We start from the raw sequence: 21,744 nt of genomic DNA, 5'->3' as shown, positions 1-21,744 counted from the left end.
CGGGGCTCCCTTCCTTCGAGGTGAAAGCCGGAAGCCGGCCTCGGGTCACCAGGACTCCGGCTGCCGCGCCGGCTCCCTGCGCTCTTCCCGCTCACCCCGCAGCCTCAACCCCACCAGCGGGAAGACCAGGACCGACACCATCGCGGCCCCCACCAGCGCCGCCGCCTCGTCCGTGCGCATCGTTCCCTCGTCGACGCCGATCGTCGTGATCGCCACGACCAGGGGGAGGGCCGTGGCGGCGAACAGTGTCAGGGCCTTGCGGTCTCGGCGGGTCAGGTCGCGCGGGGCCAGGGCGTACACCGGGAGGCCGCGGACCAGCAGGAACAGCGCCAGGAACAGCGGCAGGAGCAGCAGTGCCCGGCCGCCCGAGAGCAGGGCGGACAGGTCGAACTCGATGCCCGTGACGACGTAGAAGACCGGGACCAGGAAGCCGAAGCCCATCGCCTCGACCTTCTCCATCACCGGTTCCGCGCTCTCGGGTGCCGAGCCGTGCAGGATCAGCCGCGCGATCACGCCTGCCGCGAAGGCGCCGAGGAGGGTGTCCAGGCCCATTGCCTCGGCCAGGCCGAGCATGGCCGCGAGCAGCAGCACCACCATGCGTACGGCGAACTGGCCGCTGGTGTGCAGGGTCACCTCGACCACCCGGGAGAACCACGCCGGCCGCGGGCGCGTCGCCCACCACACCGCCACCGCCGTCAGCAGCGCGAACGCGACCAGTACCGCCGTCGAGCGGCCCGGTGAACGGCCGCTCAGGAGAAGGGCGATGGCGATGATCGGGCCGAACTCCCCCACCGCGCCGAAGGCCGTCGTCACCGTGCCGAACCGGGACCGCAGGTCCCCGGCGTCCCGCAGCAGCGGCAGGACGGTGCCGAGGGCCGTACTGGTCAGGGCCGTGCCGATGTAGACGCCCCGGTCGAAGCCGGAGATCAGGGTGGCCAGGCCCAGGCCGACCGCCAGCGCGATCAGCCAGGCCGCCACGGAGCGCTTCAGGGGCTCTCCGCGGACCTTGTCGAACTCGATCTCGTAACCGGCGAGAAAGATCAGCATCGCCAGGCCGAGGTTGGCGAGGGTGTCGATGACCTCACCGTCCCCCGCCCAGCCCAGTACGTCCGGGCCGACGAGGATGCCGAGGGCGATCTCGAAGATGACGAGCGGGACCGGCAGGAGGCGGCTCACCCCGTGCGCGAGCAGCGGCGCCAGCACCGCGATGGACATGATCAGGATGAGCGTCCCGGACTGCGACATAGGGGGTACCTACCATAGGGTTCTGGCAAATCAGCCCAATTCGCCTACGCTGTCCGCGACTCACCGCCGAATCCGCCGCACCCGGGCGCGTTCACCGGGCCGCGGCGACCGTTGTTGGAGGAGTACCCCGTAGGGGTATACGGTGGGTGGTATGGGGTCCCCGGGGACCCCGTGAGCCCCAACCGCCTCCACGAGGAGAACACCATGAGCGTCAGCGCCGTCTACAAGGTCAGCGGGATGAGCTGCGGACACTGCGAGGGCGCTGTCTCCGGCGAGATCTCCGAGCTCCCCGGTGTCAGCTCCGTCAAGGCCGTCGCCTCCACCGGCGAGGTCACCGTCATCTCCGAGGCCGCCCTCGACGAGGACGCCGTGCGCGCCGCCGTCGACGAGGCCGGCTTCGAGCTCGTCGGCGCCCTCTGAACCCGGGGAGTCCCGGCCCATGTCCGCCACCGTCCAGGCCCCGATAACGCCCGGCTCCGAAGTAGAGCTGCTGATCGGCGGGATGACCTGCGCCTCCTGCGCCGCCCGGGTCGAGAAGAAGCTCAACCGGATGGAGGGGGTCAGCGCCACCGTCAACTTCGCCACCGAGAAGGCGAAGATCACCTACGTCGAGGGGGTCGAGGTCGCGGACCTGATCGCGACGGTGGTGAGGACCGGGTACACGGCCGAGGAGCCCCAACCGGCCGCGCCGGTCGCGGAGGAGGCCCCGGACGAAGCCCCGCAGGACCCCGAACTCGCCGACTACCGGCAGCGCTTCACCGTCTCCGCGCTGCTCGCCGCGCCCGTCGTGCTGCTCTCGATGGTCCCCGCGCTCCAGTTCGACAACTGGCAGTGGCTGGCCCTCACCCTCGCCGCCCCGGTCGTCGTCTGGGGCGGCCTGCCCTTCCACCGGGCCGCCTGGACCAACGCCCGGCACGGCGCCGCGACCATGGACACCCTGGTCTCGGTCGGCACGCTGGCCGCGTTCGGCTGGTCGCTGTGGGCGCTGTTCCTCGGGGACGCGGGCATGCCCGGAATGCGGGAGAGCTTCCGGCTCACCGTGGGCGGGATGGACGGCGCCTCGGCGATCTACCTCGAAGTGGCCTCCGGGGTCGTCGCCTTCATCCTGCTCGGCCGCTATCTGGAGGCCCGCGCCAAGCGGCGCGCCGGGGCGGCGCTGAGGGCGCTGATGGAACTGGGCGCCAAGGACGTGGCGGTCCTGCGGGACGGGCGCGAGCAGCGGATCCCGGTGGCCGAACTGACGGTCGGGGACCGGTTCGTCGTACGACCCGGGGAGAAGATCGCCACCGACGGCACCGTCGTCGAGGGCACCTCGGCGGTGGACGCCTCGATGCTGACCGGCGAGTCCGTGCCGGCGGACGTGGCGGTCGGCGACGCCGTCACCGGCGCGACCGTCAACGCCGGCGGCCGGCTGGTCGTCGAGGCCACCCGGGTCGGCGCCGACACCCGGCTGGCGCGGATGGCGCGGATGGTGGAGGACGCGCAGAACGGCAAGGCCGAGGTGCAGCGGCTCGCCGACCGGATCTCCGCGGTGTTCGTACCGGTGGTCCTCTTCCTCGCGGTCGCCACCTTCGGCGGCTGGCTGGGCGCCACCGGTGACACCGTGGACGCGTTCACCGCGGCCGTCGCCGTCCTGATCATCGCCTGCCCGTGCGCCCTGGGTCTCGCCACGCCGACCGCGCTGATGGTCGGCACCGGGCGCGGCGCCCAGCTCGGCATCCTGATCAAGGGCCCGGAGGTGCTGGAATCCACCCGCCGCGTCGACACCGTCGTCCTCGACAAGACCGGCACGGTGACGACGGGCCGGATGACCCTGCACGAGGTGTACGTCGCCGAAGGCACCGACGAGCGGCAGGCGCTGCGGCTCGCGGGCTCCCTGGAACACGCCTCCGAGCACCCGGTCGCCCGTGCCGTCGCCGCGGGCGCCGAGGAGCGGGTCGGGGCGCTCCCCGTGGCCGAGCACTTCGAGAACGTCCCCGGGCGGGGCGTACGAGGGCGCGTCGAGGGCCATGAGGTCGCCGTGGGGCGCCTGTTCCCCACCCTGCCCGAGGAACTGGTCCGCGCCCGGGACGAGGCCGAGCGGGACGGGCGTACGGCCGTGGTCGTCGGCTGGGAGGGGGCGGCGCGGGCCGTGCTGGCGGTCGCCGACACGGTCAAGGAGACCAGCGCCGAGGCCGTACGGCGGCTGCGCGCACTGGGCCTCACGCCGGTACTGCTGACCGGGGACAACCGGGCGGTGGCCGAGGCGGTGGCGAAGAGCGTCGGGATCGAGCAGGTGATCGCGGAGGTGCTGCCCGAGGAGAAGGTCGCGGCGGTGCGGCGGTTGCAGGGCGAGGGGCGGACGGTCGCCATGGTCGGGGACGGCGTCAACGACGCGGCGGCGCTCGCCACCGCGGACCTGGGGCTGGCGATGGGGACCGGGACGGACGCGGCGATCGAGGCCGGGGATCTGACACTGGTGCGCGGGGACCTGCGGGTCGCCGCGGACGCGATCCGGCTGTCCCGGCGGACCCTCGCGACGATCAAGGGCAATCTCGTCTGGGCGTTCGGCTACAACGTGGCCGCGCTGCCGCTGGCCGCGGCCGGCCTGCTGAACCCGATGATCGCGGGGGCGGCGATGGCCTTCTCGTCGGTGTTCGTGGTGACCAACAGCCTGCGACTGCGGACTTTCCGTTAGGGGCCCCTCTGGAGTCAGGCGCGAGCCTCACATAAGCTCTTCACAAGCCTCGCGCATCATCCTTACGCTTGGGTCCCGTCGCTGTATCCGGGCTCTTGCGCAGTTAACGGACAAATGCAAGAGACGCAGATCACAGTGATGTGAACGTAACCATCGAAGGGGTTCGAAGGTCTAAGTTGGCGATGTCGGTATGCGTCTTGGGGGGCGCGAACCGGCATCTGGGGATGTCTTGGGGGACTTCCTCAGAGATGCGTTGCCGGGGCACGCACCCCGGGGAGCTTTGAGCGGCCCTCCCGAGCGTGCGTTGTCCCGGCAGACCGCACAGGCAGTAGTACGACGAGTTCCACTGGTTCTGCTCAACGCAGCACCGGACAACAGCGATTCAGGCGCTGTCCTCACAGACGCCCGGCCGGATCCCGTGGGGGGAATCCGCACCGGGACATGGGAAGGCGCCCTGGACGTCGGCCCGTGGGGGGACCGGCGCCAGGGCGCCTTCTTCTTGCCTGGTACTTCCGCGCCGAGCGCCCAGGGGTGCCTGGGCGCTCGGATCGATCAGCGCTCCTCTACCGGAACGAAGTCGCGCTCCACCACGCCCGTGTAGATCTGGCGCGGGCGGCCGATGCGGGAACCCGGCTCCTTGATCATCTCGTGCCACTGGGCGATCCAGCCCGGAAGGCGGCCGAGGGCGAACAGGACCGTGAACATCTCGGTCGGGAAGCCCATGGCCCGGTAGATCAGGCCGGTGTAGAAGTCGACGTTCGGGTAGAGGCTGCGCGAGACGAAGTAGTCGTCGGAGAGCGCGTGCTCCTCCAGCTTCAGGGCGATGTCCAGCAGCTCGTCGGACTTGCCGAGGGCCGAGAGGACGTCGTGCGCGGCAGCCTTGATGATCTTGGCGCGCGGGTCGAAGTTCTTGTAGACCCGGTGGCCGAAGCCCATCAGACGGACGCCGTCCTCCTTGTTCTTCACCTTGCGGATGAAGGAGTCGACGTCACCGCCGGAGGCCTGGATGCCCTCCAGCATCTCCAGTACGGACTGGTTGGCGCCGCCGTGCAGCGGGCCCCACAGGGCGCTGATGCCGGCCGAGATCGAGGCGAACATGTTCGCCTGCGAGGAGCCCACCAGACGGACCGTGGAGGTCGAACAGTTCTGCTCGTGGTCCGCGTGCAGAATCAGCAGCTTGTCGAGCGCGGCGACGACGACCGGGTCCAGCTCGAACTCCTGGGCCGGCACCGAGAAGGTCATGCGCAGGAAGTTCTCGACGTAGCCGAGGTCGTTGCGCGGGTAGACGAAGGGGTGGCCGATCGACTTCTTGTACGCGTAGGCCGCGATGGTCGGCAGCTTGGCGAGCAGGCGGATGGTGGAGAGGTTCCGCTGCTTCTCGTCGAACGGGTTGTGGCTGTCCTGGTAGAAGGTCGACAGCGCGGAGACCACCGAGGACAGCATCGCCATCGGGTGGGCGTCACGCGGGAAACCCTTGTAGAAGTTCTTGACGTCCTCGTGCAGCAGGGTGTGCTGCGTGATGTCGTTCTTGAACGTGCTCAGCTCGTCGACGGTGGGCAGCTCGCCGTTGATCAGCAGGTAGGCGACCTCCAGGAAGGTGGAGCGCTCGGCCAGCTGCTCGATCGGGTAGCCGCGGTACCGGAGGATGCCCTGCTCGCCGTCGAGGTAGGTGATGGCGGATTTATAGGCGGCCGTGTTGCCATAGCCGCTGTCCAGGGTCACCAGACCGGTCTGGGCGCGGAGCTTGCCGATGTCGAAGCCCTTGTCGCCGACGGTGCTGTCGATCACCGGGTAGGTGTACTCGCCGTCGCCGTACCGCAGTACTACAGAGTTGTCGCTCACGTCTTCCCTCACCGACGTTGTGCCTCTTCTTCGAGGTTGCCCTGACTGTCTCTACCATCCCCCATTTGGCGCATGAGAGTGCACTCGGGGTCGACCATTGGGCTTATTGACGGCACTCAGTGCCGCCAACCTGCTCATCCTGCCCCCTACGGACCGGCATCCGGAAGGGCTCTGTGACCTTTACGACTCGTTTGATCGATCAAATTTCTCTCACCCCTCCCAGAACCAGGCTGAGAGCAGGGCTCTCACCGGGCCAGAGGGTGGCACTCAGACCTCCAGCGCGCGTGGTGCGAGCCTGAAGTCCAGGGCCGTGCAGCGCCGTCCCGCCGACACCGTGCGCACCGCCTGTCCGATCGCCTTGCGCGAGCCGACGAGCACGACCAGCCGCTTCGCCCGGGTGACGGCCGTGTAGAGCAGATTGCGCTGGAGCATCATCCACGCGCCCGTGGTGACCGGGATCACCACCGCCGGGTACTCGCTGCCCTGGGAGCGGTGGATGGTGACCGCGTACGCGTGCGCCAGCTCGTCCAGTTCGTCGAACTCGTACGGCACCTCCTCGTCCTCGTCCGTGCGGACCGTCAGCCGCTGGTCGACCGGGTCGAGCGAGGTGACCACGCCGACGGTGCCGTTGAAGACGCCGTTCGCGCCCTTGTCGTAATTGTTGCGAATCTGGGTGACCTTGTCGCCGACGCGGAAGACCCGCCCGCCGAACCGCTTCTCCTGCAGATCGGGGCGACCGGGCGTGATGGCCTGCTGGAGCAGGCCGTTGAGGGTGCCGGCGCCGGCGGGGCCCCGGTGCATGGGCGCGAGCACCTGGACGTCCCGGCGCGGGTCGAGCCCGAACTTGGCCGGAATCCGCCGTGCAGCCACGTCCACCGTCAGTCGTCCGGCCTCCTCGGTGTCGTCCTCGACGAAGAGGAAGAAGTCCTTCATGCCGTCGGTGACGGGGTGCTGCCCGGAGTTGATCCGGTGCGCGTTGGTGACCACCCCGGACTGCTGGGCCTGGCGGAAGACCCGGGTGAGGCGGACGGCGGGGACGGGGCTGCCGTCGGCCAGCAGGTCCCGGAGCACCTCCCCCGCCCCGACGCTGGGCAGCTGGTCGACGTCCCCGACGAAGAGGAGATGAGCCCCCGGCGGGACGGCCTTCACCAGCTTGTTGGCGAGCAGCAGGTCCAGCATCGACGCCTCGTCCACCACCACCAGGTCGGCGTCCAGCGGCCGGTCCCGGTCGTAGGCCGCGTCCCCGCCGGGCTTGAGCTCCAGCAGGCGGTGCACGGTGGAGGCCTCGGCGCCGGTGAGTTCGGCGAGGCGCTTGGCGGCGCGGCCGGTGGGAGCGGCGAGGACGACCTTCGCCTTCTTGGCGCGGGCCAGTTCGACGACCGAGCGCACGGTGAAGGACTTGCCGCAGCCGGGGCCGCCGGTCAGCACGGCGACCTTCTTGGTCAGCGCCAGCTTGACGGCGGCCTCCTGCTCGGGGGCGAGCTCGGTGCCGGTACGGCCCTTCAGCCAGGCCAGCGCCTTGTCCCAGGCCACGTCCCGGAACGACGGCATCCGGTCCTCCTCGGTGCGCAGCAGGCGCAGCAGCTGGGCGGCGAGGGAGAGTTCGGCGCGGTGGAAGGGGACGAGGTAGACGGCGGTGACGGACTCGCCGTGCTCCCCGGGCACCTTCTCCCGCACGACGCCCGGGTCGCCGCCCTCCTCGTCCGGCACGGCCAGTTCGGCGAGGCACTCGATGACGAGCCCGGTGTCGACCTGGAGCAGCTTCACCGCGTCGGCGATCAGCCGTTCCTCGGGGAGATAGCAGTGGCCCTGGTCGCTCGACTGGGACAGCGCGTACTGCAGGCCCGCCTTGACCCGCTCCGGGCTGTCGTGCGGGATGCCGACGGACTGGGCGATCTTGTCGGCGGTGAGGAAGCCGATGCCCCAGACGTCGGCGGCGAGCCGGTAGGGCTGGTTCTTCACGACGGAGATGGAGGCGTCGCCGTACTTCTTGTAGATGCGCACGGCGATGGAGGTGGACACCTCGACGGTCTGGAGGAAGAGCATGACCTCCTTGATCGCCTTCTGTTCCTCCCAGGCGTCGGCGATCTTCCTGGTCCGCTTCGGGCCGAGCCCGGGGACCTCGATGAGCCGCTTGGGCTCCTCCTCGATGATCGTCAGGGTGTCCAGGCCGAAGTGCTGGGTGATCCGGTCGGCGAAGACCGGTCCGATGCCCTTGACCAGACCGGAGCCGAGGTAGCGGCGGATGCCCTGGACGGTGGCCGGGAGGACGGTGGTGTAGTTCTCGACAGTGAACTGCTTGCCGTACTGGGGATGGGAGCCCCAGCGGCCCTCCATCCGCAGGGACTCGCCAACCTGGGCGCCGAGCAGCGCGCCGACGACGGTGAGGAGGTCACCGCCGCCGCGGCCGGTGTCGACGCGGGCGACCGTGTAGCCGTTCTCCTCGTTCGCGTACGTGATGCGCTCGAGTACCCCTTCGACCACCGCCAGATTGGACATGATCCGACGGTACCGCCCGGGTGTGACAGCGGGTCACCGCTCCCTCAGGACCCGGGTCCTTCGGCCTCCGGGGCCGGCGGCGCGGGCTTCGTGTAGAGCACCTCGCGGACCTGTTCGGCGGCGCGCAGGATGCTCTCGCTGATGAAGTCGCTGAAGCGGGCGATGTTCTCCAGGCGGGCGGCGGCCGGGGTGCCGGGGCCGAGGACGGTGACGCCCTGGCGGGCGGTGTCGGCAACCTGGGCGATGCCGTGGGCACTGGAGATCGTCGACTGGTACCAGACGTCGTCGTCGACGACGTAGCGCTCGCGGCGGCGCTCGTCGCGTTCCCGGCGGATGAGGCCCTGGGCCTCGAGGAAGGCGACCGCCTTGGACACGGAGGCCGGGCTGACCTGGAGCTTCTCGACGAGTTCGGCGGCGGTGAGGCTGCCCGCGTCGGCGGTGAAGAGGCTGGTCAGCACCCGGGCCATCATCTTGGGCACACCCTGCGCCATGAACAGGGTCGTGAACGTCTCCTCGTACTCCCGCACGGCCTCGGGGTCGCGGCCGTGCGGGAGTGGGGCCGCCTGCGCGCCGCGGGGAGCGGTCTGCCTGCGGCGGTGGGTGCGGCGCTCGGTGGCGCGGTGGGCCAGGTCGGAGCGGTAGCCGGTGGGGCCGCCGTTGCGCTGGACCTCGCGGGTGATCGTCGAGGTGGGGCGGTCGAGGCGCCTGGCGATCTCCGCGTAGGCGAGGCCGTCGCCCAGACCCACGGCGATCTGCTGACGTTCCTGCTGGGTGAGCCTGCCTCCCGGCATCGGGGTCTCCCTTCCCATGTGCTGCCTGACGCCGTCAGCATAGCGTTCACTGCCACTCCATTGCAACGCACGCACGAAGCGTCATTGCGTTAAATCACCGGCCATTGCAACAATTTCCTACATCTGAACTGCGATTATCACTCTTCTTCGCAACATGCTTGTTGCCCGATCTTTGAATGCAACGTAGCGTTTTCGATGTCGGAAACGGACCGCACACGAGGAGAGCACGATGAACAAGTTCGACACCACCGCCCCGGTCTCGGCCGTCGTCGACATCCCCGCCGGGCGCGTCCAGGTCATCGCCGCCGACCGCGCCGACGCCACCGTCGACATCCGGCCCGTCGACACCGCCAAGCGCCGGGACGTGAGGGCGGCGGAACAGGTCACGGTCGAGTACGACGACGGCGTCCTGCGCATCGCGGCTCCGGCGGCGCGGAACCAGTACTTCGGCCCCTCCGGCGCCGTCGAGGTGACGGTCCAGGTGCCCACCGGTTCGCGGGTCGAGGCGAAGTCGGCCGCCGCCGAGTTCCGGGCCGTCGGACGGCTCGGGGACGTCACCTTCGACGGCGCGCGCGGCGCGATCAAGCTCGACGAGGCCGCGAGCATCCGCCTCACCGCCCACGACGGCGACATCACGGTCGGCCGCCTCAACGGCCCCGCCGAGATCAGCACCCAGAAGGGCGACATCCGGATCACCGAGGCCCTCGGCGGCACCGTCGTGCTGGAGACCCAGATGGGCGACGTGACGGTCGGCGCCGCCCACGGGGTCTCCGCCTCCCTGGACGCCGGCACCGGCTACGGCCGCGTCCACAACGCCCTCAAGAACAGCGCCGGCCCCGGCGCGGGCCTGAACATCCGCGCCACCACCGCCTACGGCGACATCACCGCCCGCAGCCTCTGACCGCCCGTCCTCTTCAGGAGAACCCACCATGACCAACCCGGCCATCGCCGCGCACGGACTGCGCAAGTCCTACGGCGACAAGCTCGTCCTCGACGGCATCGACCTGGTCGTCCCCGAGGGGACCGTCTTCTCCCTGCTGGGCCCGAACGGCGCCGGCAAGACCACCGTCGTGAAGATCCTCTCCACGCTGATCTCCGCCGACGCCGGCAGTGTCCGGGTCGGCGGGCACGACCTCGCCGCCGCACCGCAGGCCGTGCGCGCCGCGATCGGGGTCACCGGGCAGTTCTCCGCGGTGGACGGCCTGATCACCGGCGAGGAGAACATGCTCCTCATGGCCGACCTGCACCACCTCTCCAAGCAGGAGGGACGCAGGGTCGCGGCGGAACTGCTGGAGCGCTTCGACCTCGTCGAGGCGGCGGCGAAGCCCGCGTCCACCTACTCGGGTGGCATGAAGCGGCGCCTGGACATCGCCATGACGCTGGTCGGCGACCCGCGGATCATCTTCCTCGACGAGCCGACCACCGGGCTCGACCCGCGGGCCCGGCACAGCATGTGGCAGATCATCAGGGAGCTGGTCTCCGGCGGCACCACGGTCTTCCTCACCACGCAGTACCTGGAGGAGGCCGATGAACTGGCCGACCGCATCGCCGTGCTGAACGACGGCCGGATCGCCGCCGAGGGCACGGCCGACGAGCTCAAGCGCCTGATCCCGGGCGGGCACATCCGGCTCCGCTTCACCGACCCGGCCGCGTACCGGAGCGCCGTCGCCGCCCTGCGCGAGGGCACCCAGGACGACGAGTCCCTGTCCCTCCGGCTGCCGAGCGACGGCAGCCAGCGTGAACTGCGCGCCGTCCTCGACTGGCTGGACTCGGTCGGCATCGAGGCCGACGAGCTGACCGTGCACACCCCCGACCTCGACGACGTCTTCTTCGCCCTGACCGGCGGCGACGCGCGGGTCCCCCACCAGACCAAGGAGAACGCCCGATGAGCACCCACCTGTCCCTGGCCCTGCGGGACTCGTCCACGATGCTGCGGCGCAACCTCCTGCACGCGCGGCGCTATCCGTCCCTCACGCTGAACCTGCTGCTCACGCCGATCATGCTGCTGCTGCTGTTCGTCTACATCTTCGGCGACACGATGAGCGCCGGGCTCACGGGCGGTGCGCCGGACCGCGCCGCTTACGTCGCCTACCTCGTCCCCGGTCTGCTGCTGATGACCATCGGCAGCACCACCATCGGGACGGCGGTGTCCGTCTCCACCGACATGTCCGAGGGGATCATCGCCCGGTTCCGCACGATGGCGATCCACCGGCCCTCGGTGCTCGTCGGGCATGTCATCGGCAGCGTGCTGCAGTCGGTGGTGAGCGTGGTCCTGGTGGGCGCCGTGGGTGTGGCCATCGGCTTCCGCTCCACGGACGCCACGGTCGTGGAGTGGCTGGCCGCCTTCGGACTGCTGGTGCTGTTCGCCCTGGCCCTCACCTGGATCGCGGTCGGCATGGGCCTGATCAGCCCGAACGCCGAGGCCGCCAGCAACACCGCGCTGCCGCTGATCCTGCTGCCGCTGCTGTCCAGCGCCTTCACCCCGGTCGACTCGATGCCCGGCTGGTTCCGGCCGATCGCCGAGTACCAGCCCTTCACTCCCGCCATCGAGACGCTGCGCGGCCTCCTCCTCGGCACCGAGATCGGCCACAACGGCTGGCTGGCCCTCACCTGGTGCCTCGGGCTCTCGGTGCTCGGCTACTTCTGGTCGACCGCCAAGTTCAACCAGGACCAGAAGTGACGCCATGACGACGCGGGCGACTTCCCGCGACCCGTCCCGTCCCAGGGCGGCGTGACCCCGACACCAGGTCGGCGCACGCCGCCCTGTCGGCGTTCCCGCGCCGCGGGTTCGGGCACTGCCCCCGAAACGGTCGCTCACGTCGCCCCAGGGCAGTTCGGTCACGCCGTCATGCCGGCCCGCCGGAGTCTCAACCCGCTTGCGCCTTCACGTGGTTGATGACCTCGTCGAAGTCCTCCGTGGGCGAGAACTCCACCAGTTCGCAGTCCTCCAGGGCGACGGGGACATGGCCGGGGGCCCAGTAGTAGGCCTGGCCGGCCTCGTAGGTGTGCTCGCCGTCCGGTGTGCGCATCCGCAGGCGGCCCTTGAGGAGGTAGCCCCAGTGCGGGCACTGGCACGCGTCGTCGGGGAGGCCCTTCATCGCGGGGCCCATGTCCGTCCCCTCGGGGAGCCGGATGTAGCCGACGGACAGGCCGCCGCCGATCGGCTGGGTGCGCAGTTCCACCCCGCCGCCTTCCATCGCTATGGGTACGTCGTTCCGCGCCGCCGCTGTCATGGCTTCTCCTCGAGGAAACGGATGCCGGACTTCCAGAACATCACGATCCGGTGTCCTGGGCTTGTCAGGCGCCGTGTAATCGATTCCAATCCTCCCTACGAAGGTCGATGTAATCGATTCCAGCGTTTCCACGAGGAGGTGGGACGGCGATGGCGAGCATCAAGGACGTCGCCGCCGAGGCGGGCGTCTCCGTCGCCACGGTCTCGCGCGTCCTGAACGACCACCCGTCGGTCAGCGCCCACGCGCGCACCCGCGTACTGGCCGCGGTGGCGGCGCTGGGCTACCGCCCGAACGCCGTCGCCCGTTCCCTGCGAACCGACCAGACCCACACCCTCGGCCTGGTCATCAGCGACGTGCTCAACCCGTACTTCACCGAACTGGCCCGCTCCGTCGAGGAGGAGGCCCGCGCCCTCGGCTACAGCGTCATCATCGGCAACGCCGACGAGCGGCCGGAGCTCCAGGACCACCACGTGCGGAACCTGCTCGACCGGCGCATCGACGGACTCCTCGTCTCCCCCACCGACGGCGGCTCCCCGCTGATGCTGGACGCCGCCCGGGCCGGCACCCCGATGGTCTTCGTGGACCGGTGGATCCCGGGTGTCGAGGTGCCGGTCGTGCGGTCCGACGGCCGGGCCGCCGTGCGCGATCTGGTCGCGCATCTGCACTCCCTCGGGCACCGGCGGCTCGCCATCATCGCGGGCCCCGCCGCCACCACCACCGGACGCGAGCGCGTGGAGTCCTTCCGGGAGGCGCTCCAGGCGTACGGCCTCGAACTGCCCGACGCCTGCATCGGCCAGGGCGACTTCCAGGCCGAGAGCGGCCGCCGGGTCACCGAGGGCTTCCTCGACCTGCCCGAGCCGCCCGAGGTCGTGTTCGCCGCCGACAACCTGATGGCGCTCGGCGCCCTGGACGCCGTACGCGCGCGTGGGCTGCGGATTCCGCACGACCTCGCGCTCGCCGCGTTCGACGACATCCCGTGGTTCGTGCACACCGATCCGCCGATCACCGCGATCGCCCAGCCCACGGGCGAGCTGGGCCGGGCCGCCGTACGGGCCCTGGTCGACCGCATCGAGGGCCGGGCCGGCGAGTCCGTCACCCTCCCCGCCCGCCTCGTCGTACGCCGCTCGTGCGGCGAGGACCCCGTACAGAAGAGGAGCAAGTCGTGAGCGACCCGGACGAGTTGCTGCGCATCGAGGGCATCCGGAAGACCTTCCCGGGCGTGGTCGCGATCAAGGCGCTCGGCGCGAAGGCCGGCAAGTCCGTCCAGGTCATCGGGTTCGACGGAACCGAGGACGGGCTGCAGGCCGTCGAGGAGGGCACGTTGTACGCCTCCGTCGCGCAGCAGCCGGCGGAACTGGGCAGGATCGCGGTGCGCAACGCCGTGAAGACCGCCGGGGGCGACCAGGTCGAGAGGTCGGTGATGGTGCCGGTGAAGGTGGTCACGAAGGAGAACGTGGCCGAGTTCGGGCAGGACTGACGGGCCCGCGAGGCCTCCGCAGGGGAGACGACTCATGTACGACTACGACCTCCTGGTCGTGGGATCGGCCAACGCCGACCTGGTGATCGGCGTGGAACGCAGGCCTGGCGCGGGCGAGACCGTGCTCGGCTCCGACCTCGCCGTCCACCCGGGCGGCAAGGGCGCGAACCAGGCGGTCGCCGCGGCCCGGCTCGGGGCCCGTACGGCGCTGCTGGCCCGGGTCGGCGACGACGCGTACGGCACGTTGCTGCTGGACTCCCAGCGGCGGGCCGGGGTGGACACGGTGGGCGTGCTGGTCGGCGGTGCGCCGACCGGGGTGGCGCTGATCACCGTGGACCCGTCCGGGGACAACAGCATCGTGGTCTCCCCCGGCGCCAACGGCCGGCTCGAGCCGGGGGACGTACGGGCCGCCGCGAGCCTGTTCCAGGCCTCGCGGGTGGTCTCCGCGCAGCTGGAGATCCCGCTGGAGACGGTCGCGGAGGTGGTAAGGAACCTGGCGGAGGGCAGCCGGTTCGTGCTGAACCCGTCGCCGCCGCGGCCGCTGCCCTCGGAGGTGCTGGCCGCCTGCGATCCGCTGATCGTCAACGAGCACGAGGCGAGGGTGATCCTGGGCGACTCCCGGGTGAGCGAGGAGCCGTCGGACTGGGCGCGGCTGCTGCTGGCGAAGGGCCCGCGGTCGGTGGTGGTGACGCTGGGCGCGGCGGGGGCGCTGGTGGCCTCCGCCGACGGTGTGGCCCGGATTCCGGCCGTGAAGGTGGCGGCCGTGGACACGACCGGCGCGGGGGACGCGTTCACCGCGGCGCTGGCGTACCGCCTGGGTGCCGGAGCCACCCTCCCCGAGGCGGCGGCCTACGCGGCCCGGGTGGGCGCGGCGGCGGTCACGAAGGAGGGCGCGCAGGCGTCCTTCCCGACGGCGGCCGAGGTCGAGGCCCGGTGAGGAGGGCGGGCATCCTGAACCGTCATCTCGCCGGGGCGCTGGCCGAGTTGGGGCACGGGGACGGGGTGCTGGTGTGCGACGTGGGCATGCCGGTGCCCGCAGGGCCCCGGGTCGTCGATCTGGCGTTCCGGGCCGGGGTGCCGTCCTTCGCCGAGGTGGTGGCGGGGCTGTTGGACGGTGGAGGGGGCCACGGCCGCGTGGGAGGTGCGCGAGGCCAATCCGGCGGCGGCCACCCTGCTGGACGGACACTTCCCCGGACTGCTCCTGGTCCCGCACGAGCGGCTCAAGGAGCTGTCGCGGGACGCGCGTCTGGTCGTCCGCACCGCAGAGGCGCGGCCGTACGCGAACGTGCTGCTGCGCTGCGGAGTGTTCTTCTAGTGCCGCGTCAGGCAACGTTTGCCCGTCAAGGAGCGGCGTCCGGTGCGTGCTCTCGGCGTGCCGGGTGCAAGCCCTCGTACTGGACGTACCTGGGCTTGTGCCCGGTGCGGCGAGAGTGCGTGCCGGGCGACGCGACGGGGCGAACGTTGCCTGACGCGGCACTGGGCGACGGTCCGGCAGGCCCTCGCGCCCCGGACATGCTTCGAGGGGGCCCGGTCCGTCGACCCGGCCCCCTCGCGCTTTCCCCTCCGTATCAGAACCCCCCGCGATCCCCCCAGATCCCCCTCCAAGAAGTTCTGACACCAAGTACGACCCGCGACCCCCGGGAAGGGTTGCACGGCTTCCGGAGAAATTTTCCGGTTGGCAGGAGAGGCGGGGGCGGGGCGATGATGGAACGAAAGTGAGAAGGTGAGCGATCACGAGCGACCGAGAGCCGAGGAAGGCTCGTCCCTCATCCCGGCAGGCAGCGTCCGAGGAGCGGTTGTCCGCCCCGGAGGCGATGCGCAGCGCGATGGAGCAGCTGAGTGAGCTGCTGGGCAGGACCCCCGAGTCCGTCTCGGCGCTGAAGCCGACCGACCAGGGCTGGGAAGCCGACGTCGAGGTCCTGGAGCTGGAGCGCATCCCCGACACGACCAGTGTGATGGCCAGCTACCAGGTGAAACTGGATCCCGCAGGACAGCTGTTGGCGTACGAGCGCGGGCGTCGTTACACGCGTGCGCAGGTCGACAGGGCGGACGGCCGGTAGACCGGTTCCCTTCGCTGGAAGGGAAGCACACCATGACTGTGGTGCCACAGGCCAACAGCGGGGGCGCCGCCGGTGGCGGCGGCGGTTCGGGAAACCTCTATGACGTGCTGGAACTCGTCCTCGACCGGGGTCTGGTCATCGACGCGTTCGTGCGGGTGTCCCTCGTGGGCATCGAGATCGCGAAGGTCGACGTCCGGGTCGTCGTCGCCAGCGTCGACACCTATCTGCGCTTCGCCGAGGCGTGCAACCGGCTGGATCTGGAAGCGCGCGACAAGGCTCCGGCGCAGCTCACCGATGTCGTCCAAGGCATCACGGAGGGTGGCGCGAAGGGCGAGAGCAAGGGGGCGCTGACAGGCGCGGCCGAATCGGTCACCGACTCGCTCACCAGGGGCCGCGAGAAGGAGCCCGAGCATGCCGAGCGAGGCTCGGGCCGCCGTCCCTCGCGGGACCGGGACTCGTCCAGGGGCAGGGACGGGGACTCCGGCAGGGACCGGCACTCCGGCAGGGACCGGGAGGAGTGAGCGCGCCATGTCCGAGGGCGTGGGGTCCGGCTGCGCGGGCCGCTGCCCCGCACAGCTTCGTCTGAGCCCGGGAGGCGCCGTGGGAGTGGTCAAGGAGATTCTTCTGTCACCATTCGCCCCGTTTCGTGGCGTGGGCTGGGTACTCGACAAAGTGGTCCGGACCGCCGAGGACGAGTACTACGACCCCGCCCCCGTGCAGGAGGCCCTGGTGAAGCTGGGCCGGGCGTGGGACGCGGGCGAGTGCGACGAGGAGGAGTTCGAAGCACAGGAGGAGGCGCTGTTGCGGCGCCTGGAGGAGATCAGGGCGTACCAGGTACGGCGAGCCGGGCTTCAGGGACCGTGAGGCAGAAAGAGGAAAGGCCATGAACAACGCCAAGATCGGCGCGGCTTTCCTGGGCGGGTACGTGCTGGGCCGGACGAAGAGGGCCAAGCTCGCGCTCGGGCTCGGGGCGGCGCTGGCCGGGTCGCGGGTCAACCCCGCACAGCTCGGCAAGACGCTCCAGGGGTCTCCCTTCGTCAACACCCTCACCAAACAGGTACGGACCGAACTGACCGGTGCCGGGAAGGCGGCGGCCACCTCCGTGCTGACGGCGAAGGCCGACCACCTGGCCGACGCCCTGCACGACCGCACCAGCGGACTGCGGGAGAAGGGACGCGCGGCCGAGGACGAGGAACCGGAAGAGACGGACGAGGCGGAGGAGCCGGAGGAGGAAGAGGAGGAAGAGCCGGCGGAGGAAGAGCCGGAACAGGACGACGAGGAGGAGCAGCCCCGGGCCAAGACCCGGCGCCGGAGCTCCGGCCAGGGCACGGGCACGGACCGGGCGAAGAAGAGGAAGTCCTCCGCGCAGGGCCGCTCGCGCAGCGGTACCTCTCGAACGAGGAGCCGGGACGATGGCTGAGGGAAGGGACACGGGCCGCGGTTCCGGGGGCGCCGGCACCAAGGCCGCCGGCAAGGCAGGGCAGCCGCAGGGCACGGACCGGCTGAAAGAGGAGCTGCAGCAGTACGTCGAGGCCCGCGTCCAGACCGCGCTGGAGAACATGGGGCACCGGATGGACACGGGCGCGAAAAAGCTCGGTGAGGCCCGTGTCGGACCGGGCGCGCTGACCTCGGCGGCTGCGCGCGGCGCCCGGCGGGTCCGCGACCGCCTGCCGGGGGGCGAGGCCCTGTCCTCGACGGCCACGCGTGCCAAGGACACGGCCGCCCACGCCAAGGACAGCGTGGTCGACAAGGCCAAGGACGTAGGGCAGCACGGGCTCGGGGGTGCCAGGAAGAAGACGCAGGACAAGACCCCGGACGCCGGGGGCAAGGGGCTGACCATCATCGAGGACATCAACGTGGGTGTCCCGGTGCGTGAGGCCTACAACCAGTGGACGCAGTTCCAGGAGTTCGCCCGGTTCACCAAGGGCGTGGTCGATGTCCAGCAGAAGGACGAGACCACCACGAGCTGGCACGTCAAGGTGGCCAAGGCGAGCCGCCGGTGGCAGGGGACCGTCACCGAACAGGTGCCCGACGAGCGGATCGCCTGGACGTCCGAGGGCCCCAAGGGCACCACCAAGGGCGTCGTCACCTTCCATCCGCTCGGCGAGAACCTCACCAAGGTGCTGCTCGTCCTGCGCTACTTCCCCCAGGGTCCGATCGAGCGGATCGGCAGCCTGTGGCGGGCACAGGGCCGTCGCGCACGGCTCGACCTGAAGCTCTACCGCAGCTTCGTGACCATGCGCGGCGAGGCCACCGGAAGCTGGCGCGGGGAGATCCGCGACAGTGAGGTGGTGCGCTCCGACGAGGAGGCGCAGGAGGAGGACGAGGAGCGGTACGACACGGAGGACGACGAGGACGCGGAGGACGCGGAGGACGCGGAGGACGCGTACGACGAGGAAGAGGAAGAGGAGCCGGAGGAGGACGACTGGGACGAGGACGAGGAAGACGAGTACGAGGACGAGGACGGCGGCTCCGACGACGTCCGTGACGACAGGTCGAGGACATCGTGAACCAACCCGCGCCCCGCTCCGGCGGCATGTCCTCGTCCGGGGGCTTCTCCCCGTACGGCGGCCAGCAGTCCGGGTCCAACCTGGCCGACATCCTCGAGCGCGTGCTCGACAAGGGCATCGTCATCGCCGGCGACATCAGGATCAACCTGCTCGACATCGAACTCCTCACGGTCAAGATCCGCCTCCTCGTGGCTTCCGTGGACAAGGCCAAGGAGATCGGCATCGACTGGTGGGAGCACGACCCCGCGCTGTCCTCCCGCGCGCACGACCGGCACGAGGACCGCGACCGCCTGGAGGAGCAGAACAGAAAGCTGCGGGCCGAGGTCAAGGAGCTGCGCCGACGCGTGGAGGAGTCCCCGGCCGAACTCCCGCCGCGCACCCGCCGGTCCCGTGAGACGGAACGAGAGCCCGCCAAGGAGCCACGGCGCACCCGGCGCAGGGCGAGGGACGCCGAGGACGGGGACCAGGAGCCGTGAGCGGCCGGGCGAGCTACGTCTACGCCGTCGTCCCGGCCCCGGCCGAAACGGCGGCGTCCCCGGCACCGGCCGGATTGCGCGGGGTGGCCGGGGCGCCGGTGACGTTCGTGCGCTCGGGGGCAGTGTCCGCGGCGGTCAGCGAGGTGTCCGGCGAGGAGTTCTCGGAGGAGGCGCTGAAGCGGCGCCTGGAGGACCTGGACTGGCTCTCGGAGACGGCCCGCGCCCATCACTTCGTCGTCGACACCCTGGCCACGCGGACCGCGGTCCTGCCCCTGCGACTGGCCACCGTGTACCACGACGAGGCCCGGGTCGCGGAGATGCTGAGCGAGCGTCAGGAGGTCTTCGCCACGCTGCTGGGCCGGCTGGCGGGCCATGTGGAGTGGGGAGTGAAGGTGTACGCGGAGGCCGCGCCCGCCACGGCCGCCGCCTCCGAGCCGGAGTCGGGCCGCGCCTATCTTCGGCAGCGCCGACAGCAGTACCGCACCCGCGAGGAGGTCTGGCGGTCCGCCGAGGCCGTCGTACGGCGGACCGAGGAGGAGGCCCGCGCGCTGGCCGTGGACCGGGCCCGGCACCGGCCGCAGTCCGGTGACCTGGCCGAGGGACCCGGGGAGAACGTGGCCAACGACGCCTATCTCGTCCCGCTCCGGCTCGCCGAGGAGTTCCGGGGCCGGATGCTGCACGCGGCCGACGGTGTGCCCGGCGTCCGGGTCGAGGTCACCGGCCCCTGGGCGCCGTACTCCTTCGCGGTGCTGCCCGAAGGGCCCGGGCTGCGATGAGCGGGTACGACGCGCCCCTCCATGACGACCGGCCGATCAGCGGGCGGCAGGTGGCGCTGATCGACCTGCTCGACCGGCTGCTGAGCGGCGGAGTGGTGATCACGGGCGATGTCGTGCTGTCGATCGCCGACATCGACCTGGTGCGGGTCTCGCTGCGCGCGGTGGTGGTCGCCGTGCGCGAGCAGCTGGCGGAGCAGTGGCCGCTGCCCGCGGCCCCGAAGGACGGTGGCGACGGTGACGAACCCGGATGACCGGCTGCGGGAGGTGTCCGAGGCCGCGAGCCGCGCGTTCTCGCTGCTCCCGGCCCGGCCGGACGAGGTCCCGCGGCCCTCCGCCGGACAGTCCGCCGCGCGCCGGCTGCACGCCGATCCGGACACCGTCGAGCGGGACCTGGTCCGGCTGGTCCTCACCATCGTCGAGCTGCTGCGCCAGCTGATGGAGCGGCAGGCCCTGCACCGCGTCGACCAGGGCAATCTGACCGAGGAGCAGGAGGAGCGGCTCGGGCTGACGCTGATGCTGCTGCACGACCGCATGGCGGAGCTGTGCGACCGCTACGGCCTCACCCTGGAGGACCTCAATCTCGACCTCGGGCCTCTCGGTCCACTGCTGCCCCCGCAGTGATCGAGCCCCCGCCGATTCGGCGGGCCCGGCCGGTGCGCGCCCGCCGGTCCTGGCGCTGGCCGAGCTGCCGGTACCGGGCGTGCGGTCGGCGGCGCTGGGCTCCGCGGTTCTTCGCCAGGCGCGCGACAGCGAGGGTCCCCCAAGGGCCTGCGGGCGGTGAAGCAGTTCGCCGGGGCCTGGCAGCATGGGGGCATGGCGGACTCGTCCCTGCGGATCAACGCCCTCGTCGTCGACGCCCTCGACCCCGAGCGGCTGGCCGCGTTCTGGTCCGAGGTGCTCGGCAGACCCGTGGTCGGCCGCACCGGGCCTTATGTGTGGCTGCGCCGGGAGCAGGGGCTCGGGCTCGGCTTCCAGCGGGTCGGGGAGCCCGGGCGGGGCAAGAACCGGATGCACTTCGACGTCAGCTCGCCCGATCCCGCCGCCGAGCAGCGGCGGATCGAGCGGCTGGGCGGGCGGCGGCTGGAGGAGTACGCCGACGGCGGGTTCCTGGTGATGGCGGACCCCGAGGGCAACGAGTTCTGCGTCATCCCGGAGGGCCCGTTCGAGATGGACGACGAGGGGCGTACGGACTACCTGGGCTGACCCCGGTGGAGCCGCTCCAGCAGCGCCGACTCCGCCTCGCTCAGCCGGAGTCCGCCCGCCGCCACGTTCTGCGTCAGGTGGTCCGGATCGCCCGTGCCGGGGATGGCGAGGACGTGCGGGCCCCGGTGCAGCGTCCAGGCCAGCCGGATCTGGGCCGGGGTGACCCCGTGCGCGTCGGCGACGGCACGGATCGCCGGGTCCTCCCCCTCCCCCGCGTCCACCACGCCCGCCTCCCGGCGCGGGCCGGCGATGGAGTAGAAGGGCACGAACGCCACCCCCTGCTCGCCGCACTCCCGCACGAAGGCGTCCTGGTCGGGGCGGACGCCGAGACCGTACTGGTTCTGGACGCAGATCACCGGGGCGATCTTCTGGGCCTCCGCCAGGTGCGCGGGGGTGACATTGGACAGGCCCAGGTGCCGGATCAGGCCCGCTGAGCGCAGCTCGGACAGGGCGCCGAAGCGCTCGGCGACCGAATCGGTGCCGACGATCCGGAGGTTGACGAGGTCGAGGTGGTCGCGGCCGAGCTGGCGGAGGTTCTCCTCGACCTGGGCGCGCAGCGCCTCCGGGGTCCTCGCGTGCTGCTCCCAGTGGCCCGAGCGATCCCGTCCGGGGCCGACCTTCGTGGCGATGACGAGGTCGTCGGGATACGGGGACAGCGCCCGGTTGATCAGCTCGTTCGCCGAGCGCAGGGAGGAGAAGTAGAAGGCCGCCGTGTCGATGTGGTTCACGCCCAGCTCCCGTGCCCGGCGCAGGACGCGGATCGCCTGGTCGCGGTCCCTCGGGAGGGCGTCCGGGACGAGGGCCCCGCCGCACTGGGGCAGCCGCATCGCGCCGAAGCCGATCCGGTTGACCTCCAGGTCACCGAGGGTCCAGGTGCCCGCGGCCGCTGCCGTGATGTCGTTCTCTCGCCTCATGCCGGAAGGATCGCCTCGGCGCTAAGCTCCCGCCAACCTTT

The 21,744-nt window shown here is 71.1% G+C and carries 23 protein-coding genes and 2 pseudogenes; 19 read left to right on the top strand and 6 right to left on the bottom strand.

The genetic code is table 11. The features are described from left to right. Positions 1 to 45: 45 nt before the first annotated feature. Positions 46 to 1,245 (bottom strand): cation:proton antiporter, encoded by a 1,200-nt coding sequence (locus ACWDRW_RS08745; RefSeq protein WP_451721568.1) that lies wholly within the window; start codon positions 1,243 to 1,245, stop codon positions 46 to 48. A gap of 204 nt (positions 1,246 to 1,449) precedes the next feature. Here ACWDRW_RS08745 and ACWDRW_RS08740 point away from each other — a divergent pair, with 204 nt between their 5' ends. Together ACWDRW_RS08740 and ACWDRW_RS08735 are read left to right on the top strand one after the other, a co-directional pair. Continuing rightward, on the top strand, positions 1,450 to 1,665 hold the full coding sequence (locus ACWDRW_RS08740) for a heavy-metal-associated domain-containing protein (RefSeq protein WP_451721567.1): 216 nt from the start codon (positions 1,450 to 1,452) through the stop codon (positions 1,663 to 1,665). A 19-nt stretch (positions 1,666 to 1,684) separates the two neighbouring features. Beyond that, positions 1,685 to 3,922 (top strand): heavy metal translocating P-type ATPase, encoded by a 2,238-nt coding sequence (locus ACWDRW_RS08735; RefSeq protein ID WP_451721566.1) that lies wholly within the window; start codon positions 1,685 to 1,687, stop codon positions 3,920 to 3,922. Positions 3,923 to 4,474: 552 nt separating this feature from the next. Here the strand turns inward: ACWDRW_RS08735 and ACWDRW_RS08730 are convergent. The 3 genes from ACWDRW_RS08730 to ACWDRW_RS08720 form a co-directional block, all read right to left on the bottom strand. After that, complete coding sequence (locus ACWDRW_RS08730) at positions 4,475 to 5,764, bottom strand: citrate synthase (RefSeq protein ID WP_451721565.1); 1,290 nt, start codon at positions 5,762 to 5,764, stop codon at positions 4,475 to 4,477. A 267-nt stretch (positions 5,765 to 6,031) separates the two neighbouring features. Next, a complete protein-coding gene (gene recD2, locus ACWDRW_RS08725; RefSeq protein WP_451721564.1) occupies positions 6,032 to 8,263 on the bottom strand; it encodes an SF1B family DNA helicase RecD2 in 2,232 nt (743 codons plus the stop codon). 44 nt (positions 8,264 to 8,307) lie between these two features. Further along, on the bottom strand, positions 8,308 to 9,054 hold the full coding sequence (locus ACWDRW_RS08720; RefSeq protein ID WP_451721563.1) for a helix-turn-helix domain-containing protein: 747 nt from the start codon (positions 9,052 to 9,054) through the stop codon (positions 8,308 to 8,310). Between the two features lie 229 nt (positions 9,055 to 9,283). On the opposite strand from ACWDRW_RS08720, the gene ACWDRW_RS08715 reads away from it, so the two are divergent. From ACWDRW_RS08715 to ACWDRW_RS08705, 3 genes are read left to right on the top strand one after another with little or no spacing between them, the layout of a single operon-like run. Beyond that, the gene (locus tag ACWDRW_RS08715; RefSeq protein ID WP_451721562.1) at positions 9,284 to 9,955 is read left to right on the top strand and encodes a DUF4097 family beta strand repeat-containing protein; all 672 of its coding nucleotides are present in this window, start codon (positions 9,284 to 9,286) and stop codon (positions 9,953 to 9,955) included. 28 nt (positions 9,956 to 9,983) lie between these two features. Beyond that, a complete protein-coding gene (locus ACWDRW_RS08710) occupies positions 9,984 to 10,943 on the top strand; it encodes an ATP-binding cassette domain-containing protein (protein ID WP_451721561.1) in 960 nt (319 codons plus the stop codon). Then, positions 10,940 to 11,734 carry an ABC transporter permease gene (locus ACWDRW_RS08705; RefSeq protein ID WP_451721560.1) on the top strand — a complete coding sequence of 265 codons (795 nt, stop codon included), beginning with the start codon at positions 10,940 to 10,942 and terminating at the stop codon, positions 11,732 to 11,734. The genes ACWDRW_RS08710 and ACWDRW_RS08705 overlap by 4 nt, the downstream gene beginning before the upstream one ends. A gap of 187 nt (positions 11,735 to 11,921) precedes the next feature. Here the strand turns inward: ACWDRW_RS08705 and ACWDRW_RS08700 are convergent, their stop codons facing one another. Further along, the gene (locus ACWDRW_RS08700) at positions 11,922 to 12,287 is read right to left on the bottom strand and encodes a hypothetical protein (RefSeq protein WP_451721559.1); all 366 of its coding nucleotides are present in this window, start codon (positions 12,285 to 12,287) and stop codon (positions 11,922 to 11,924) included. Positions 12,288 to 12,436: 149 nt separating this feature from the next. Between ACWDRW_RS08700 and ACWDRW_RS08695 the strand changes: the two genes are divergently transcribed. From ACWDRW_RS08695 to ACWDRW_RS08630, 14 genes and pseudogenes are all read left to right on the top strand, one after another. Next, positions 12,437 to 13,453, top strand: a complete 1,017-nt coding sequence (locus ACWDRW_RS08695) for a LacI family DNA-binding transcriptional regulator (protein ID WP_451721558.1) — start codon at positions 12,437 to 12,439, stop codon at positions 13,451 to 13,453. Positions 13,454 to 13,512: 59 nt separating this feature from the next. Then, positions 13,513 to 13,764 (top strand): annotated as a pseudogene (locus ACWDRW_RS08690) (substrate-binding domain-containing protein); the annotation flags it as partial. A 34-nt stretch (positions 13,765 to 13,798) separates the two neighbouring features. Then, on the top strand, positions 13,799 to 14,701 hold the full coding sequence (locus tag ACWDRW_RS08685; RefSeq protein WP_451721557.1) for a ribokinase: 903 nt from the start codon (positions 13,799 to 13,801) through the stop codon (positions 14,699 to 14,701). Then, positions 14,698 to 15,079: pseudogene (gene rbsD / locus ACWDRW_RS08680) on the top strand (D-ribose pyranase). The gene ACWDRW_RS08685 and the pseudogene rbsD overlap by 4 nt, the downstream one beginning before the upstream one ends. Before the next feature lie 415 nt (positions 15,080 to 15,494). Next, positions 15,495 to 15,824: a gas vesicle protein GvpO gene (locus ACWDRW_RS08675; RefSeq protein ID WP_451721615.1), complete on the top strand. Its 330-nt coding sequence runs from the start codon at positions 15,495 to 15,497 to the stop codon at positions 15,822 to 15,824. Between the two features lie 32 nt (positions 15,825 to 15,856). After that, positions 15,857 to 16,345 (top strand): gas vesicle protein GvpJ, encoded by a 489-nt coding sequence (gene gvpJ / locus ACWDRW_RS08670; RefSeq protein ID WP_451721556.1) that lies wholly within the window; start codon positions 15,857 to 15,859, stop codon positions 16,343 to 16,345. 19 nt (positions 16,346 to 16,364) lie between these two features. Further along, positions 16,365 to 16,688: a gas vesicle protein GvpG gene (locus ACWDRW_RS08665; RefSeq protein ID WP_451721614.1), complete on the top strand. Its 324-nt coding sequence runs from the start codon at positions 16,365 to 16,367 to the stop codon at positions 16,686 to 16,688. Positions 16,689 to 16,707: 19 nt separating this feature from the next. Then, complete coding sequence (locus tag ACWDRW_RS08660; RefSeq protein ID WP_451721555.1) at positions 16,708 to 17,244, top strand: ABC transporter substrate-binding protein; 537 nt, start codon at positions 16,708 to 16,710, stop codon at positions 17,242 to 17,244. Next, positions 17,237 to 18,334: an SRPBCC family protein gene (locus ACWDRW_RS08655; protein WP_451721554.1), complete on the top strand. Its 1,098-nt coding sequence runs from the start codon at positions 17,237 to 17,239 to the stop codon at positions 18,332 to 18,334. Before ACWDRW_RS08660 ends, ACWDRW_RS08655 begins: the two co-directional genes overlap by 8 nt. 26 nt (positions 18,335 to 18,360) lie before the next feature. Then, positions 18,361 to 18,810 (top strand): gas vesicle protein, encoded by a 450-nt coding sequence (locus ACWDRW_RS08650; RefSeq protein WP_451721613.1) that lies wholly within the window; start codon positions 18,361 to 18,363, stop codon positions 18,808 to 18,810. After that, positions 18,807 to 19,586: a GvpL/GvpF family gas vesicle protein gene (locus ACWDRW_RS08645; protein WP_451721553.1), complete on the top strand. Its 780-nt coding sequence runs from the start codon at positions 18,807 to 18,809 to the stop codon at positions 19,584 to 19,586. The genes ACWDRW_RS08650 and ACWDRW_RS08645 overlap by 4 nt, the downstream gene beginning before the upstream one ends. Then, positions 19,583 to 19,837: a gas vesicle protein gene (locus ACWDRW_RS08640; protein WP_451721552.1), complete on the top strand. Its 255-nt coding sequence runs from the start codon at positions 19,583 to 19,585 to the stop codon at positions 19,835 to 19,837. The genes ACWDRW_RS08645 and ACWDRW_RS08640 overlap by 4 nt, the downstream gene beginning before the upstream one ends. Next, positions 19,821 to 20,207: a gas vesicle protein K gene (locus ACWDRW_RS08635; RefSeq protein WP_451721551.1), complete on the top strand. Its 387-nt coding sequence runs from the start codon at positions 19,821 to 19,823 to the stop codon at positions 20,205 to 20,207. Before ACWDRW_RS08640 ends, ACWDRW_RS08635 begins: the two co-directional genes overlap by 17 nt. 192 nt (positions 20,208 to 20,399) lie before the next feature. Then, positions 20,400 to 20,789 (top strand): VOC family protein, encoded by a 390-nt coding sequence (locus tag ACWDRW_RS08630; RefSeq protein ID WP_451721550.1) that lies wholly within the window; start codon positions 20,400 to 20,402, stop codon positions 20,787 to 20,789. Here the strand turns inward: ACWDRW_RS08630 and ACWDRW_RS08625 are convergent. Beyond that, entirely contained in the window at positions 20,777 to 21,703 is a 927-nt protein-coding gene (locus ACWDRW_RS08625; RefSeq protein WP_451721549.1) for an aldo/keto reductase, read from the bottom strand. The two genes, ACWDRW_RS08630 and ACWDRW_RS08625, sit on opposite strands and share 13 nt — an antisense overlap. Positions 21,704 to 21,744: the final 41 nt, after the last annotated feature.

The organism is Streptomyces sp. NPDC003635 (genome assembly GCF_053587635.1).
The sequence above is the reverse complement of the archived record's forward strand: the minus strand, read 5'-3'. Positions and strand labels throughout refer to the sequence as shown.